The organism is Pseudomonas sp. BE134 (assembly GCF_031456105.1).
Lineage (GTDB): Bacteria > Pseudomonadota > Gammaproteobacteria > Pseudomonadales > Pseudomonadaceae > Aquipseudomonas.
Window position 1 is genome coordinate 1 of sequence record NZ_JAVDUA010000015.1, and the last position, 16838, is coordinate 16838.

Sequence of the window (16838 nt, forward strand, 5' to 3'; positions counted from 1 at the left end):
GCGCCCAGAGCGATCAGCAGGGGAGGCGAGTCGCCGATGGGCGAGGCGTTGCCAATATTGCCGCCGAGGGTGCCCTGGTTGCGGATCTGCAGCGACGCAAAACGGTGCAGCAATTCACCGAAGTCCGGATACTCGGCATTCAACGCTTCGTAGCAATCGGAGAGGGCGGTTGCAGCGCCGATTTCCAGGCGATCGTCAAAACGCTCGATGCGCTTCATCTCGGCCACGTTGCCGACGTAAATCATCACCGGCAAGGTGCGGTGGAACTGCGTGACTTCCAGCGCCAGGTCCGTACCACCGGCCAACAGGCGGGCTTGTGGATAAGCGTCATAGAGGTCGGCCAGGTCAGCGACGGTCAGCGGCACCAGGCAGCGCTTGTCGCCACTGTTGAGTTCACCGATGGACGTGGGGGCGATGGCTTTCAGGCGCGCGATGGTATCGGCTTCGCGCGCATCGAACTGGTCTGGTTGCTTGCCGCAGCAGGACTGCTCTGCGGCTTGCAGAATCGGCCGATAGCCGGTGCAACGGCAAAGATTGCCGGCCAGCGCTTCGTGGGCTTTGTGCGGGTCCGGTGCATCACTGTTCTTTTGCAGGGCGAACAGCGACATGACGAAGCCCGGGGTGCAGAAGCCGCATTGCGAACCGTGGCACTCGACCATGGCTTTTTGCACGCTGTGCAGTTCGCCCTGGTGTTTGAGGTCTTCAACGCTGATCAGTTGTTTGCCGTGCAGTGACGAGACAAACGTCAGGCACGAGTTGAGGCTGCGATAGCGAATGTGTTCGCGACCATCGTTATCCGTTTGCAACTCGCCGACCACCACGGTGCAGGCGCCACAGTCACCGCTGGCGCAGCCTTCTTTGGTGCCGGGTTTGCCCACATGGTCGCGCAGATAGTTAAGCACGGTCAGGTTTGGGTCCAGGGCGTGCTCGCTACGGAGTTCCTGGTTAAGTAAAAACTGGATCACGGAAGGCCTCGCAGACTCATTATTGTTGTTAACCGACTAAGACCGAATTTAGCAGGTCTGACTTTTCGGTCAATGATTTTCTGACTTTAAGGTCAGGAAGCAGCGTTTTGTCGGTCAACCCTTCATTCCTTCATTATTGACCCTCGCGCACTTGCCTGCTTTTTGCTTGAATCGTGCCAAAACCACCCAGCGGGCCCTCTGCCATGACCGATCAAGTGCGCTACACTGCGCCGCTTGTGCAGATCGAAGAGTTTGAAGGACAACCATGACGTTCAAGGCGCCGGACAGCCTCGCCGAGCAAATTGCTCACCACCTCGCCGAACGCATCATTCGCGGCGAAATGAAGCCCGGGGAGCGCATTCAGGAACAGAAGGTCACGCTGGCACTCAATGTCAGCCGCGGCTCGGTCCGTGAGGCCTTGCTGATCCTTGAACGTCGTCACCTGATCGCGATCCTGCCGCGACGGGGTGCCCATGTCACCGAACTCACGGCGCACAAGGTGCAGAGCCTGTGCGCGCTGATGAGCGAGCTGTACATTCTGCTCGGCAATGCCGTGGCCAGCGGCTGGAAAACCCAGGCCGACATGGCGCCGTTCGTGCAAATCCAGCAGCGCCTGGCCGCCAGTTACGAGCGTCAGGACATCCGCACCTTCGTCGACGACAGCTTCAATGTGATGCGCGCCGCGTACCCCTTCGCCAACAACCCGTACTTGCAGGAAACCGTCGAGAATCTGCAGCCGGCCATGAGCCGCGCGTATTTTCTCGCCCTGGACCAGCGCAAGGCCTCGATGAGCGAATTCCTCGAATTGTTCGAACGCCTGCTCGCCGCGGTCCTGGGCCGTGACTTTCCGCAGATCCGCGAAGTGCTGACGGCTTACGGCCAGCGCAGTTGCGATCTGGTGGTTTCCGCCCTGACGGACGTTTAAGCGTGCGGCTTAAATGCATCAAGCTGGCGGGGTTCAAATCCTTCGTCGATCCGACCACCGTGAACTTCCCCAGCAACATGGCGGCCGTGGTCGGGCCCAATGGTTGCGGCAAGTCGAACATCATCGACGCCGTGCGCTGGGTGATGGGCGAAAGCTCGGCCAAGAACTTGCGCGGCGAGTCTATGACCGACGTCATTTTCAACGGCTCGACCAGCCGTAAACCGGTGAGCCAGGCCAGTATCGAGCTGGTGTTCGACAACTCCGACGGCACCCTGCTCGGTGAATACGCCGCCTATGCGGAAATCTCCATTCGCCGCAAAGTGACCCGCGACAGCCAGACCACCTATTACCTCAACGGCACCAAATGCCGCCGTCGCGATATCACCGATATCTTTCTGGGTACGGGCCTGGGCCCGCGCAGCTACTCGATCATCGAGCAGGGGATGATCTCCAAGCTGATCGAGTCCAAGCCCGAAGACCTGCGCAACTTTATTGAAGAAGCGGCGGGTATCTCCAAGTACAAGGAGCGCCGGCGCGAGACTGAAAACCGCATCCGCCGCACCCACGAAAACCTGGCGCGCCTGACCGACCTGCGTGAAGAGCTGGAGCGTCAGCTTGAGCGTCTGCACCGCCAGGCCGAAGCCGCGAAGAAGTATCAGGAATTCAAAGGCGAAGAGCGGCAGCTCAAGGCCCAATTGTCGGCCTTGCGTTGGCAGGCGTTGAACGAACAGGTCGGTCAGCGCGAAGCGGTGATCGGTAACCAGGAAGTCACCTTCGAGGCCTTGGTCGCCGAGCAACGCAATGCCGATGCGAGCATCGAACGCTTCCGGGACGGGCACCATGACCTGTCCGAACGCTTCAATCTGGTGCAAGGACGCTTCTATTCGGTCGGCGGCGACATCGCCCGGGTCGAGCAGAGCATCCAGCACGGCCAGCAGCGCTTGCGTCAGTTGCAGGACGATTTGAAAGAAGCCGAGCGCGCCCGTCTGGAAACCGAGTCTCATCTGGGCCACGACCGCACGCTGTTGCTGACCCTCGGCGAAGAGCTCGACATGCTGACGCCGGAGCAGGAAGTCACCAGCGCCGCCGCCGAAGAAGCCGCCGCTGCGCTGGAAGAATCCGAAACCACCATGCACGGTTGGCAGGAACAGTGGGACACGTTCAACCTGACCGCCGCCGAGCCGCGTCGTCAGTCTGAAGTACAACAGTCGCGGATCCAGCAGCTGGAAACCAGCATGGAGCGTTTGGCCGACCGTCAGAAGCGCCTCGGCGAAGAGCGCGCGTTGCTTTCGGCAGACCCGGAAGACGCGGCGATCATGGAACTCAGCGAACAGCTTGCTGCGTCCGAGGCAACGCTTGAAGATTTGCAGGCCAGCGAAGAAGCCCAGGTCGAACGCCTTGAGCAACTGCGTCAGGAACTGCAACTGGCTCTGCACAATCAGCAGCAGGCGCAAGGCGATCTGCAGCGCCTCAACGGTCGTCTCGCGTCCCTTGAAGCCTTGCAGCAAGCCGCGCTTGATCCGGGCACCGGCACCGCCGAATGGTTGCGTGAGCAACATCTGGCGGATCGTCCGCGTCTGGCCGAAGGTCTGAAGGTTGAAGCGGGTTGGGAGCTGGCGGTGGAAACCGTGCTCGGTGCCGATCTGCAAGCGGTGCTGGTAGACGACTTCGGCGACTTCGATCTGGCCGGTTTTGCCCAGGGCGATTTGCGCTTGCTCAGCCCCGCCAGCGATGGTGAGCGCGTGCCGGGCAGCCTGCTCGACAAGGTTGAGGCGCAGATCGATTTGTCGCCGTGGCTGGGGCAGGTCAAACCGGTGGACAAGCTCGAACAGGCATTGGCGCTGCGCGGTCAATTGACGGCCGGGCAGAGCCTGATCAGTCGAGATGGTTACTGGGTCGGTCGGCACTTTTTGCGCGTGCGTCGGGCCAGCGAAGCCGAAAGCGGTGTGCTCGCGCGCGGTCAGGAAATCCAGCGCTTGACCGAGGAGCGCGAAGAGCGCGAAGCCACGGTCGAAACCCTGGAAACCCAACTTCAAAACCTCAGGGCGCAACAGCGTCAGCAGGAAAATGGTCGCGAACATCTGCGCCGTCTGCTGCAAGACGAAGCGCGCCAGCAAGGCGAATTGAAAGCACAACTTTCTGCCGGCAAAGCCAAGGCTGAACAGTTGACCTTGCGTCGTACGCGTCTCGACGAAGAGTTGGCCGAGCTGAGCGAGCAGCGTGCGCTGGAACACGAAAACATCGGTGAGGCGCGCCTGCAATTGCAGGAAGCCCTCGACGCCATGGCGCTGGACACCGAGCAGCGTGAATTGCTGCTGGCCCAGCGCGACAGCTTGCGCGAGCGACTGGATCGGGTGCGTCAGGAAGCCCGGCAGCACAAGGACCACGCGCATCAATTGGCCGTGCGTCTCGGTTCGCTCAAGGCACAGCACGACTCGACGCGCCAGGCGCTGGAACGGCTGGAAATGCAGTCCGAGCGTCTGACCGAAAAACGCGAACAGCTCAGCCTCAATCTGGAAGAGGGCGAGGCGCCACTGGAAGAGTTGCGGCTGAAACTTGAAGAATTGCTCGACAAGCGCATGACCGTCGACGAAGAGCTCAAGACCGCGCAGATCGCCTTGGAAGACGCCGACCGAGAACTGCGCGATGCCGAGAAACGGCGTAACCAGGCCGAGCAGCAGTCGCAGTTGATACGCGGCCAGATGGAAACCCAGCGCATGGAATGGCAAGCCCTGACCGTGCGCCGCAAAGCCCTCGAAGAGCAGTTGCTTGAAGACGGCTACGACCTGCATGGCGTGCTCGCCACGCTCACTGCCGAAGTCAGCGAGAAGGACGCCGAAGAAGAACTCGAACGCATCGCCGCGCGCATTCAGCGCCTCGGTGCGATCAACCTGGCGGCCATCGATGAATACCAGCAGCAATCCGAGCGTAAGCGATATCTGGATGCGCAGAACGATGATCTGGTTGAAGCGCTGGACACGCTCGAGAACGTGATTCGCAAGATTGACAAGGAAACCCGTAACCGCTTCAAAGATACCTTTGATCAGATCAATGGCGGTTTACAGGCGCTTTTCCCAAAAGTTTTCGGTGGAGGGCGCGCGTATTTGGAACTGACGGGCGAAGATCTACTCGATACAGGGGTAACGATCATGGCGCAGCCGCCAGGGAAGAAGAACAGCACCATCCATTTGCTCTCCGGTGGCGAAAAAGCCCTGACTGCTTTGGCACTGGTTTTTGCGATCTTCAAGTTGAACCCGGCGCCGTTCTGCATGCTCGATGAAGTTGACGCACCACTGGATGACGCTAACGTTGGACGCTACGCACGACTGGTCAAAGAGATGTCGCAAACGGTGCAATTCATCTATATCACCCACAACAAGATCGCCATGGAAATGGCCGAACAACTGATGGGTGTAACGATGCATGAACCGGGTTGCTCGCGTCTGGTGGCGGTGGATGTCGAGGAAGCAATGGCGATGGTGGACGCCTAGCGGCGTAGCCACAAGCTACAAGCCGTGAGCTGCAAGTGGGTAGCTTGAGGCTTGAAGCTTGAGACTTGCCGCTAGAGCTGCGCAGACCTTACGACCGAGTTACCTGTTGAAGGAGGATGGCAAATTGACACAATTTGCGCAGTGATTTTGACAGACGGTGTAAAGTTGCCTTTGGTCGTGCTAGTTTAATGTCAATTTTTCGTATACGTGGGCAAAACGCCTGTCAGAACATAGAGTTGGCGCCACGTTTTAAAGCGGTTTACAGGTTGTAAACCCCTTATTTTTCAGCATTTTTTATAGAGGCACGGGATTACATGGAAATCGGTCTGCGCGAGTGGCTGATCGTCATCGGCATTATTGTCATTGCCGGTATTCTTTTTGATGGCTGGCGCCGGATGCGCGGCGGCAAGGGAAAACTGAAATTCCGTCTTGATCGAAGTTTGTCCAATTTACCGGAAGAGGACGCCGGTGCAGAGCTGCTGGGTCCGCACCGTGTGCTGGATACGCAGAAAGAGCCGCAACTGGACGAGCAGGATCTGCCGTCGGTGAGCATGCCTGCCCGTGAACCGCGCGAATCGGGTTCCAAGCGCGGTAAGCGTGGCCATGGCGAACCTTCCCAGGGCGACATGAACCTCAGCCTGGATCTGGACGGCGGCCCGAGCTTCAGCAGTCGTGACGACGATTTCCCGGATGACACCAAGGCCTCGCCAGCGGTCAGTGAAAAAGAACAGCCACAAGCTGAAGAAGTTCTGGTGATCAGCGTGATCTGCCGTGACGCCGCCGGTTTCAAAGGCCCGGCGCTGTTGCAGAACATTCTGGAAAGCGGTTTGCGTTTCGGTGAGATGGACATCTTCCACCGTCACGAAAGCATGGCCGGTAATGGCGAAGTCCTGTTCTCAATGGCCAACGCAGTCAAGCCGGGTGTTTTTGATCTGGATGACATTGACCACTTCAGCACCCCGGCCGTGAGCTTCTTCCTCGGTCTGCCAGGCCCGCGTCATCCCAAGCAAGCCTTCGACGTGATGGTGGCAGCGGCGCGCAAACTGTCCCAGGAGCTGAATGGCGAACTCAAAGACGACCAGCGCAGCGTGTTGACCGCCCAGACGATTGAGCACTACCGTCAGCGCATCGTTGAATTCGAGCGTCGCGCCCTGACCCAGAAGCGCTAAGGTCAAACGATCGCAGCCTCGTTTCACTCGACAGCTCCTACAGAAAATCGCTATCCCTGTAGGAGCTGTCGAGTGAAACGAGGCTGCGATCTCTTGATTTTGATGATATGAGATAGAGCAGCCTCGGCTGCTCTTTTGCTTTATGAGAGAACACCCATGACCGCCGCCAAAAACCGCATTCTAGAGCTGCGCGCTGAGCTGGATCAGCACAACTATCGTTATCACGTACTGGACGAGCCAAGCATTCCTGACGCCGAATACGACCGGTTGTTCCACGAACTAAAGGCCCTTGAAGCGGCTAACCCCGAACTGATCACCAGCGATTCGCCGACCCAGCGCGTGGGCAGCGCGGCGTTGTCGGCGTTCACGCAGGTGCGTCACGAAGTGCCGATGCTCAGCCTCGGTAATGCCTTCGAAGAAACCGACATGCGCGAGTTCGATCGCCGAGTGACAGAAGGCCTGGACCTGCCGGCGGGTGATCTGTTCGGTGGCGGTGCAGCGGTGGAATACAGTTGCGAACCCAAGCTCGATGGCTTGGCGGTCAGCTTGCTGTATCAGGACGGCGTGCTGGTACGCGGCGCGACGCGGGGCGACGGCACCACCGGTGAAGACATCAGCGTCAACGTGCGCACGGTGCGCAACATCCCGCTCAAGTTGCATGGCACTGGCTGGCCCGCGACCCTGGAAGTGCGCGGCGAAGTGTTCATGTCCAAGGCCGGTTTCGAACGACTCAACGCCACCCAGCTGGAAGTCGGCGGCAAGACCTTCGCCAACCCGCGAAACGCGGCAGCCGGTAGCCTGCGACAGCTGGATTCAAAGATCACTGCCAACCGCCCGCTGGAGTTCTGCTGCTACGGTATTGGCCAGATTTCGGCGGACATTGCCGACACGCACATAGGTAATCTCAAGCAGCTCCAGGTGTGGGGCATGCCGATCAGTCATGAGCTGAAACTGGCGCACGGCATCGACGAATGCCTGGATTACTACCGTGACATCGGCGAGCGCCGTAACGGGCTGGCGTATGAAATCGACGGTGTGGTGTTCAAGGTCAACAGCATCGCCTCTCAGCGTGAACTGGGTTTCCGCGCGCGCGAACCGCGTTGGGCTATCGCGCACAAATTTCCGGCCATGGAAGAACTCACCGAGCTGCTCGACGTCGAGTTCCAGGTGGGGCGTACCGGCGCCGTCACGCCGGTGGCGCGCTTGAGGCCGGTCAAGGTGGCCGGTGTCACCGTGGCCAATGCGACCTTGCACAACATGGATGAGGTTGCGCGTCTGGGCCTGATGATCGGCGATACGGTGATCATCCGCCGTGCGGGTGACGTGATTCCCCAAGTGGTGCAAGTGGTGCTTGAGCGCCGCCCGGAAGATGCTCGCCCGGTACAGATTCCCGAGCAGTGCCCGGTGTGCGGTTCGCAGGTCGAGCGCACGCAACTGGTCAAACGCAGCAAAGGTCGCGAGACCGTCAGCGAGGGCGCGGTATACCGTTGCGTCGGTCGTCTGGCCTGCGGTGCGCAGCTAAAGCAGGCGATTATTCACTTCGTTTCCCGTCGCGCGATGGACATCGAGGGCTTGGGGGACAAGAGCGTCGAGCAACTGGTCGACGAAGGCCTGGTGGGTTCGCCGGCCGATTTGTATGCCTTGAAGTTCGACGACATTGTCGATCTTGAGGGGTTTGCCGAGGTATCGAGCAACAAGCTTTTGAGTGCCATCGAGGACAGCAAAAAGCCGAGCCTGGCACGCTTCATCTACGCCCTTGGGATTCCCGATGTCGGCGAAGAGACGGCCAAGGTGCTGGCGCGCTCCCTCGGCTCGCTGGAGCGGGTTCAGCAGGCATTGCCGCACGTACTCACGTACTTGCCGGACGTTGGTCTGGAAGTGGCTCACGAGATCCACCGCTTCTTTGAAGATGCACATAACCAGCAAGTGATCGACGAACTGCTCAAGCACGGCCTGCAGATTCAGGATCAAGGCGAGCTGGGCGCCGAGTTTGCGGCGAGCACCACGCTCGGCGGATTACTCGACAAACTGCACATTCCTTCGGTCGGACCGGGTGGGGCGCAGAAGCTGGCGGACAAGTTTGGCTCGCTGGAAGCGGTGATGAGCGCAGACTGGCTGGACATGCGCCAGGCGTTGCCGGAGAAACAGGCCAATTCGGTTCGCGAGTTTTTTGCGCTCGAGGATAATCGACAGCTCGCTGAGGCTGCCGAGAAGCAGCTGCGCGATTTTGGCATGCACTGGCAGAGCGAGAAGAAAGTCGTCGAAGGCTTGCCGCTGGCAGGGCAGACCTGGGTGCTGACCGGTTCGCTGGAGTTGATGAGCCGCGACATTGCCAAGGACAAACTTGAAAGCCTTGGCGCCAAGGTGGCAGGTTCGGTGTCCGCCAAGACCCATTGCGTGGTGGCGGGGCCGGGGGCGGGTTCCAAGTTGGCCAAGGCTAATGAGCTGGGGTTGAAGGTACTCGATGAAGAAGCGTTCGTTGAATTCCTGAAGCATCACGGCATCCCTGTCGAGTAGTGATCGTTCCCACGCTCCGCGTGGGAATGCCGCCCTGGACGCTCCGCGTCCCTTTGACGCGGAGCGTCACAAGATGCATTCCCACGCAGAGCGTGGGAACGATCGCTGCGTGAGAATGATCTAGTCTTGGCAACCCCCAGGGAGAGATCGCCATGTACCGCTTCTTCGAACAGCTCAGCTCGCGCATCGCCGCGCCCTTCATCGGTGAAAACTCGCGTAACAGCAAGGTCTGGCAGTGCCGTTGCGGGCAGTCGCTGTTCTTTCGCAACAGCCAGTGCCTGGCCTGTTCGGCGGCGTTGGGTTATCAGCCCGAACAGAGTCGCTTGTCGTCGCTGCAACCGGATTTGCAGGCTGATACCTGGCGGCTCGATGCCGACCCTCAAGCCGGCGTGTTCCGCCGCTGCGCCAATCTCGATTCCCCGGCCGCGTGCAACTGGCTACTCCCGGCCAATGACCACGATGCGCTGTGCATCGCCTGTAGTCTGAATCACACCATCCCTGACCTGTCGATTACGGAAAACCACGACCGCTGGTGCAAGGTGGAAACGGCCAAGCGGCGTCTGATCGCGCAGTTGATCAGTCTGGGTTTGCAGGTGATTCCCAAAGCTCTCGACGAAGACACCGGTCTGGCGTTTGATTTCGTCGGTGTCGATCTGGAAGGCAAGCCGCCGACCACCGGGCACGCCAACGGCCTGATCACCCTCGACATCAAAGAAGCCGATGATGCGCACCGCGAGCAGCTCCGGGTGCAGATGCACGAACCCTATCGCACATTGCTCGGGCATTTTCGCCATGAGGTCGGGCATTACTACTGGGATCGGCTGATCGCCAACAGCCAATGGCTGGAACCGTTCCGCGGACTGTTCGGTGACGAGCGGGCGAGCTACGCAGAGGCGCTGGAGCGGCATTACCAGCAAGGCGCGCCTCTCGACTGGCAACAGCAATGCGTCAGCGCCTACGCGACCATGCACCCGTGGGAAGACTGGGCGGAAACCTGGGCGCATTACCTGCACATGATGGATGCGGTGGACACTGCCCTGGGTTTTGGCATGAGTGCGCGGGAAATGGATTTCGATTACCCGCCATTTCCGTCGAGCACACTCTACGATCCGCAGCATCCGGGCGGCACGGCGTTTCTGGCGTTCGTCAAGGCGTGGCTCGAACTGGCCGGGATGCTCAATGAACTGTCACGCAGCATGGGGCAGCCGGATTTCTATCCGTTTGTCCTGCCGCCAGCGGTGATCGCCAAGTTGCACTTCATTCACCTGGTAATCCAGCAAGAGGGCGGCAGGGCGAATGAGGTGTTGCGGGACCTCTAACCATCGCCAACACCGCATCCGCCAGCAATCGCTTGTAGCAGCTGTCGAGCAGCGCGAGGCTGCGTTCGGCTGCGCAGCAGTCGCCAATTCGGTGATGGTGGCTTACCTGAAAAACCGCGTCGTCTGATTTTACGACTGCTGCGCAGCCGGACGCAGCCTTCGGCAGCTGCTACAGAGTGCGGGGTTTCTGAGGTATTGCATGTCCTTGAAGCTGCTCATTTTTTTTAATCCGCGCCAACGGTTGTAACTTCGTCTCAGATAGGTACAATGGCGCGGCTCGCCGTCAGGTGAGCGTCGTTATGGTGACCCCATCGGTCCCCCCGCAACGATCAACCGTGAACCCGGTCAGGCCTGGAAGGGAGCAGCCGCAGCGGTGACATTGTGTGCCGGGGTGTGGCTGGTGGGGTTACCACCTATCTCTAATCCTTGGTTCTACAAGGATTTGTCAGTCAAAAAATCTCGAAGTGCGACAGCAATTAGGTACACCCAAGTGGTGCGCCGTGCTGGGCGTTCTAGTCGACTCGATTTCTCCTTCCAAGCCTATACCTCTGTGGTCCTCTCACCATAATCAGTGGCAGTGGTACGGCTGCGATCCGGCATGGCAGCACTGGCCTGGGGGAGAAGCTTTGCGGCAGCCACCACCATGTTGAACAACTTTTGCATCATTCACAGTCGGCGAGAGAAAGACTCCTTGAGCTAACCCGGCTTGAGCGGTGATGGCTAATACTGTGGAAACCACAGCTACAGTCCACTTTTTTGTAAGCATTTTACCTCCTGATTGGATTTGATGACCTGGCCAGGTGAACCTGAGCAGTTATCTAATAAGTAACATCGTGCCATCGGTCTTACTTGATCCACGTCAAGCGTTACCTTGGGGGCGACAACCGATGGTCGAATTCTCCGTACCAGTTGTGGTGTTGAACTCCAGGCGACTGCGGATGAGACATTGGAATCACAGTCTGGATGTTGAGCAACTAATGTCCGAATAGTGCGGATTCAGTGCATAAATGCCAAACCCCTGAAAAGTCATGAAAAGCCATGAAAACTTCTGAGCCGTTCGGACATGTTTTGAAACGTTCTATACAGTCTGCGTCGGCCAATAAAGGCCGCCGCAATGACGGCAGAACAAATGGGGCTGGCAATGAATACACGAATAATAAGAATAACGGCTGCGTTCGCAGCGATATTGAGTCTTCACGGCTGTGCCAGCATCGTCGGAGAAACGGAGTATCCGGTGGCGGTCATGAGTGCGCCAGAGGGCGCTTCCTTTGAAATCCGGAACAGGTCGGGCCAGATCGTCCATACAGGCAACGCGCCTAGCACGGTGACGCTGAAGTCTGGTAAAGGTTATTTTTCCGGGCAGACCTATACCTTGCTATTCAAGAAGGAGGGGTATTCCGATAAGACAGTGACCCTGGATTCGGACATTAGCGGCTGGTATTGGGGTAACTTCTTGATCGGAGGTTTGATTGGACTGCTTATCGTCGACCCGGTAACCGGTGCGATGTACAAACTTCCAGAGTCAATCTCGGCTGATATGGGTAAACCAGTCGCCAAGGTGAGCATCAATACTCCTGCAATGGTCAGTATCGAATCTTTGACTGAGGCACAGCGCGCCATGCTGGGTCTTAATAAGTAATGCGTGGTGAAACCGCCTGCACTATATTTCCATTAGTGCATTGCCCAGCCTGGTCAAATGTTTAGCAATCTAACGCTGTTGAGAGATTATTATTAGATTAAGTCCTGAACTGGCTCTCTGCTATTTTTTAAATGGTAAGCAGTTCAGGCCATTCTCTTTCCTCAATTAGCCACCACGTTGGATGACTTGCTCCCGATGTACAGGCGAATAATGTCATCAATCTCCCCCGACATTTTCATCCGCAGCAACGTGCGCAGAATACGCTGCACCGGCACCTTGGGATCGTTGCGCACGTAACAGCCGACATTCTGTTCCTGCAACACGGCCAGCGCTTTCAGTTGCCGGTCGGGTAACAGGCGCTGGTTGAACCAGTCCAGTGTCCATTGATTGCTCACGGCATAGCGATAGCGCCCGGCGTGGAGCTTTTCCAGTACTTGCTCCTGATTGCGTGCATCTTCGCGGAGCAGGCGGTCGGTGTCGAACAAGGGTTGCAGCGTCGGATAGCTATAGCTGAGTACCGTGCCGACCGGTTGCCGAGGCAAATTGGCTGGCGTTATCGAATCTGGCGATTCTGGCAGGCCGATCAGCACGTCGTGCTGATGCCAAATCGGAATGCTCCAGATGTAGTCGCCGGACTGATTGGGTAGCCAGGACTGTGCGGCATAGCAACGCACATCGACCTCGCCGTGTTCCATGGCGTTTTGCACCCGCGCCCGGGGCATTACATGAAATTCGGCTGGCACACCGACCTGAGTGGCGAGGCTGAGCATCACGTCATACAGAATGCCCTGGGTCACGCCACCGTGATCCAGTTGCACCATCGGCATCGCCCAACTGTCAGGCACGACAAAGCGCAACGGCGATTCGGCAGCGTCGACGTTCAGGCTTATCCACAGCAATGCCCCCAAGGCACAACGCATAAACGCTCCGGTACCTCTGAAACCGGGCTGATTAGAGCCCCCAAAGTGCAGCTTAGCCAGATTAGACGAGCACACCGGATGCAATTTTGCCCTTGCTCCGCTAGCATTAGCCGCTTCTGTTCCTTCGTTGCGACGGTTTTCGATGAGTTATCAGGTTCTTGCACGTAAATGGCGTCCGCGCTCGTTCCGCGAAATGGTCGGCCAGACCCATGTGCTCAAGGCTCTGATCAATGCCTTGGACAGCCAGCGGTTGCACCACGCCTACCTGTTTACCGGTACCCGCGGGGTCGGCAAGACTACCATCGCGCGCATCATCGCCAAATGCCTGAACTGTGAAACAGGTATCACGTCGACGCCGTGCGGCGAGTGCTCGGTCTGCCGCGAAATCGATGAAGGGCGCTTTGTCGACTTGATCGAGATCGACGCCGCGAGCCGGACCAAGGTCGAGGACACCCGCGAACTGCTCGACAACGTGCAGTACGCCCCGAGTCGTGGGCGCTTCAAGGTTTACCTGATCGACGAAGTGCACATGCTCTCCAGCCATTCCTTTAATGCGCTGTTGAAAACCCTTGAAGAGCCTCCACCCTACGTCAAGTTCATCCTGGCGACGACCGATCCGCAGAAACTTCCAGCAACCATTCTGTCGCGGTGCCTGCAATTCTCCCTGAAGAACATGACGCCGGAACGTGTGGTCGAGCATTTGACCCACGTGCTGGGTGTCGAGAACGTGCCGTTCGAAGATGACGCGCTGTGGCTGCTGGGACGTGCCGCCGATGGCTCGATGCGCGATGCCATGAGTCTCACCGATCAGGCCATCGCCTTCGGTGAAGGCAAGGTCATGGCCGCTGACGTGCGGGCGATGCTCGGGACGCTGGATCACGGCCAGGTCTACGACGTTCTGCATGCGTTGATCGAAGGTGACGCCAAGGCGTTGCTTGAAGCCGTCCGTCATCTGGCCGAACAAGGCCCGGACTGGAACGGCGTACTCTCGGAAATTCTCAACGTGCTGCACCGTGTCGCCATCGCCCAGGCCTTGCCTGAAGGCGTCGACAACGGTCACGGCGACCGTGACCGGGTGCTGGCGCTGGCCCAGGCCTTGCCGGCCGAAGACGTGCAGTTTTATTACCAAATGGGCCTGATCGGCCGGCGTGATTTACCGCTGGCGCCGGACCCGCGTGGTGGTTTTGAAATGGTGCTGCTGCGGATGCTCGCTTTCCGCCCGGCAGACACCTCGGATGCCCCGAGGCAACCGCTAAAGCCAGTGGGGATCAGCCAGGCCACAGTTGATTCCGCAAATTCAGTGGCTACCGCGCCCGTTGTCGCGCCGGTAGTTGCTGCGGCAGTTGCACCTGCTCCAGTTCCCGCGCCGGAACCTGAATCGGTTGCGCCCGTTGTCGTGCCTGAACCGGTGGTTGAGCCCGTTGTGGTCGAGGAAGTCGTCGACCTGCCGTGGAATGACCCGGTCACGCCCGAAGTTGTGCAGCAACCCGCCATCGAGCCGGTGCTGGAAACCGCTGGCGAGCAGCCTGAGTTGCCGCCCATGCCGTTGCCAACGCCGGACAGCGTGGTGCCCGACGCGCCGGAGTGGGCCGCTGCGCCGATCCCGGAACCGTCCGTTGCCGACGTCGATGCCGCCACGCCGGGCATGGATCAGGACGACGAGCCGCCGCTGGACGAGGATTACATCGAGCCGGACATGGATTCGGCCTACAGCTACCTCGATGAACTGGCCAGCGAGCATGCCGCCGATCCCGGGCCGGAGCCAGAGCCGGAACCGGCTGCGATGCCGGCCACCGGTCTGGCGGCGCAATGGCTGGAGCTGTTCCCGAAACTGCCGATCTCCGGCATGACGGGCAGCATCGCCGCCAACTGCACGTTGATTTCCGTCGAGGGTGATCACTGGCTGATGCACCTGGACCCGGCCCACAGCGCCTTGTTCAACGCGACCCAGCAGCGTCGCCTCAATGATGCGCTGAACCAGTTTCACGGGCGCACACTGACCCTGAGCATGGAGCTGATCAAGCCTGAACAGGAAACCCCGGCACAGGCGGCATCCCGGCGCCGTGCCAACCGTCAGCGCGAGGCCGAAGAGTCGATCCACGGCGATCCGTTCATCCAGCAAATGATGCAACAGTTCGGTGCGGTGATCCGTAACGATACTATTGAACCTGTCGACGCTCTGGTCAGTCAGGGCTAATAACTGAAGGCGTTCGGTCAACAGGATCGGGCGCTGTTTAATCCAAGTACTTTTGAGGTGATTCCCATGATGAAAGGTGGCATGGCCGGCCTGATGAAGCAGGCACAGCAGATGCAGGAAAAAATGGCCAAGATGCAGGAAGAGCTGGCCAACGCCGAAGTCATCGGTAAAGCGGGCGGCGATATGGTCACCGTGGTGATGACCGGTCGTCACGACGTCAAGAGCGTGACCATTGACCCGAGCCTGGTCGAAGGCTTGAGCGAAGACGACAAAGAAATGCTGGAAGCCGTCGTCGCCGCCGCCGTCAACGATGCCGTGCGCAAGATCGAAGCCAATAGCCAGGACAAAATGTCCGGCGTGACCGCTGGCATGCAACTGCCGCCGGGCATGAAACTGCCATTCTGATTCGCTAAAGCGCGTCGGATGAGCTACAAAAAAATGCCAGGCATCGCGCCTGGCATTTTTGTTTGTGGCTGATGGGTGATGCCTCAATGGACGCTCTGCGTCCGCTGCTGGGACGCGGAGCGTCCCGGGCTGCATTCCCACGCAGAGCGTGGGAACGATCGGAGTCAGAAACTTCGAACGCCACACCACCCAAACGGTCTGCTCCCCTATACCACCCGATTCTCGATAAACAGGAGACGCTCACATGCCACAAGCATTGACCCTCAACCAACGTATCGTCCTGGCATCCCGCCCGGTAGGCGCGCCGACGCCGGAGAATTTTCGTCTGGAGAGGGAGGCACTTCCGGACCTCGCTGATGGCCAGGTACTGCTCAAGACCCTCTACCTGTCGCTGGACCCGTACATGCGCGGTCGCATGAGTGATGCTCCGTCCTACGCCGCCCCCGTGGAAATCGGCGAGGTTATGACCGGTGGGGCTGTCAGCCGGGTCGAGCGATCGTCGAATCCAAAATTCCAGGAAGGTGATGTGGTGGTGGGTGCCACCGGCTGGCAAAGCCACAGCATCAGCGACGGTCGAAATATCATCCCGGTGCCGTCCGGTCTGGCAAACCCGTCGATGGCCTTGGGGGTGCTGGGCATGCCGGGCATGACGGCTTATATGGGCTTGATGGACATTGGTCAGCCGAAGGCCGGTGAAACACTGGTGGTCGCGGCGGCGTCCGGGGCGGTGGGTTCAGTGGTCGGCCAGGTGGCGAAGATCAAGGGCCTGCGCGTGGTCGGTGTGGCCGGTGGTGCGGAAAAATGCCGTTATGTCGTCGACGAGTTAGGTTTTGATGCGTGCGTTGACCACAAGAGCCCGAACTTTGCCGATGAGTTGGCGCAGGCGTGCTCCAGCGGTATCGACATTTACTATGAGAACGTCGACGGCAAGGTGTTCGACGCGGTAGTGCCGTTGCTCAACGCCAAAGCGCGGGTTCCGCTGTGTGGCCTGATCGCTTCCTACAACGCCCATGAAGCGCCGACCGGACCGGATCGCCTGCCGCTATTGCAACGGACGATTTTGACCAAGCGTGTGCGGATTCAGGGCTTCATCGTGTTCGATGACTATGGTGACCGGCAGCCGGAATTCATCAGTGCCATGGCGCCGTGGGTCCGTGATGGCAAGGTTAAATTCCGCGAAGACGTGGTCGATGGCCTGGAGCAGGCGCCCGAAGCGTTCATTGGTCTGCTGGAAGGGCGCAACTTCGGCAAACTGGTGGTGCGGGTATCTCAAGACTGAGTATTTGACGCT

Annotated in this window: 11 protein-coding genes and 1 other RNA gene; 10 read left to right on the forward strand and 2 right to left on the reverse strand. The window is 59.1% G+C overall.

Annotation, left to right across the window (positions count from 1 at the left end):
- Positions 1 to 965 (reverse strand): xanthine dehydrogenase small subunit (gene xdhA / locus J2Y56_RS14020; protein ID WP_310350762.1); only part of this gene is annotated, 965 nt, incomplete at its 3' end.
- 265 nt (positions 966 to 1230) lie between these two features.
- Here xdhA and J2Y56_RS14025 point away from each other — a divergent pair.
- From J2Y56_RS14025 to J2Y56_RS14055, 7 genes are all read left to right on the forward strand, one after another.
- A complete protein-coding gene (locus tag J2Y56_RS14025) occupies positions 1231 to 1890 on the forward strand; it encodes a GntR family transcriptional regulator (RefSeq protein WP_310350764.1) in 660 nt (219 codons plus the stop codon).
- 2 nt (positions 1891 to 1892) lie between these two features.
- Positions 1893 to 5381 carry a chromosome segregation protein SMC gene (gene smc, locus J2Y56_RS14030; protein WP_310350765.1) on the forward strand — a complete coding sequence of 1163 codons (3489 nt, stop codon included), beginning with the start codon at positions 1893 to 1895 and terminating at the stop codon, positions 5379 to 5381.
- Between the two features lie 314 nt (positions 5382 to 5695).
- A complete protein-coding gene (zipA, locus tag J2Y56_RS14035) occupies positions 5696 to 6550 on the forward strand; it encodes a cell division protein ZipA (protein ID WP_007949469.1) in 855 nt (284 codons plus the stop codon).
- Positions 6551 to 6706: 156 nt separating this feature from the next.
- Positions 6707 to 9067 carry an NAD-dependent DNA ligase LigA gene (ligA, locus tag J2Y56_RS14040; protein ID WP_007949470.1) on the forward strand — a complete coding sequence of 787 codons (2361 nt, stop codon included), beginning with the start codon at positions 6707 to 6709 and terminating at the stop codon, positions 9065 to 9067.
- Between the two features lie 152 nt (positions 9068 to 9219).
- Positions 9220 to 10386 (forward strand): putative zinc-binding metallopeptidase, encoded by a 1167-nt coding sequence (locus J2Y56_RS14045; RefSeq protein ID WP_310350770.1) that lies wholly within the window; start codon positions 9220 to 9222, stop codon positions 10384 to 10386.
- A 309-nt stretch (positions 10387 to 10695) separates the two neighbouring features.
- Positions 10696 to 10792: signal recognition particle sRNA small type (ffs, locus tag J2Y56_RS14050), an RNA gene on the forward strand.
- A gap of 708 nt (positions 10793 to 11500) precedes the next feature.
- Positions 11501 to 12025 (forward strand): hypothetical protein, encoded by a 525-nt coding sequence (locus J2Y56_RS14055; protein ID WP_007949472.1) that lies wholly within the window; start codon positions 11501 to 11503, stop codon positions 12023 to 12025.
- A 161-nt stretch (positions 12026 to 12186) separates the two neighbouring features.
- On the opposite strand, the gene J2Y56_RS14060 is transcribed toward J2Y56_RS14055, so the two are convergent.
- Complete coding sequence (locus J2Y56_RS14060) at positions 12187 to 12945, reverse strand: ABC transporter substrate-binding protein (RefSeq protein ID WP_007949473.1); 759 nt, start codon at positions 12943 to 12945, stop codon at positions 12187 to 12189.
- A gap of 142 nt (positions 12946 to 13087) precedes the next feature.
- Here J2Y56_RS14060 and dnaX point away from each other — a divergent pair, with 142 nt between their 5' ends.
- The 3 genes from dnaX to J2Y56_RS14075 all read left to right on the forward strand — a co-directional run bounded on the left by dnaX (position 13088) and on the right by J2Y56_RS14075 (position 16826).
- Positions 13088 to 15142, forward strand: a complete 2055-nt coding sequence (gene dnaX, locus J2Y56_RS14065) for a DNA polymerase III subunit gamma/tau (RefSeq protein WP_310350771.1) — start codon at positions 13088 to 13090, stop codon at positions 15140 to 15142.
- Positions 15143 to 15208: 66 nt separating this feature from the next.
- Positions 15209 to 15547, forward strand: a complete 339-nt coding sequence (locus tag J2Y56_RS14070) for a YbaB/EbfC family nucleoid-associated protein (RefSeq protein WP_007949476.1) — start codon at positions 15209 to 15211, stop codon at positions 15545 to 15547.
- Positions 15548 to 15791: 244 nt separating this feature from the next.
- The gene (locus J2Y56_RS14075) at positions 15792 to 16826 is read left to right on the forward strand and encodes an NADP-dependent oxidoreductase (RefSeq protein WP_310350774.1); all 1035 of its coding nucleotides are present in this window, start codon (positions 15792 to 15794) and stop codon (positions 16824 to 16826) included.
- Positions 16827 to 16838 lie beyond the last annotated feature (12 nt).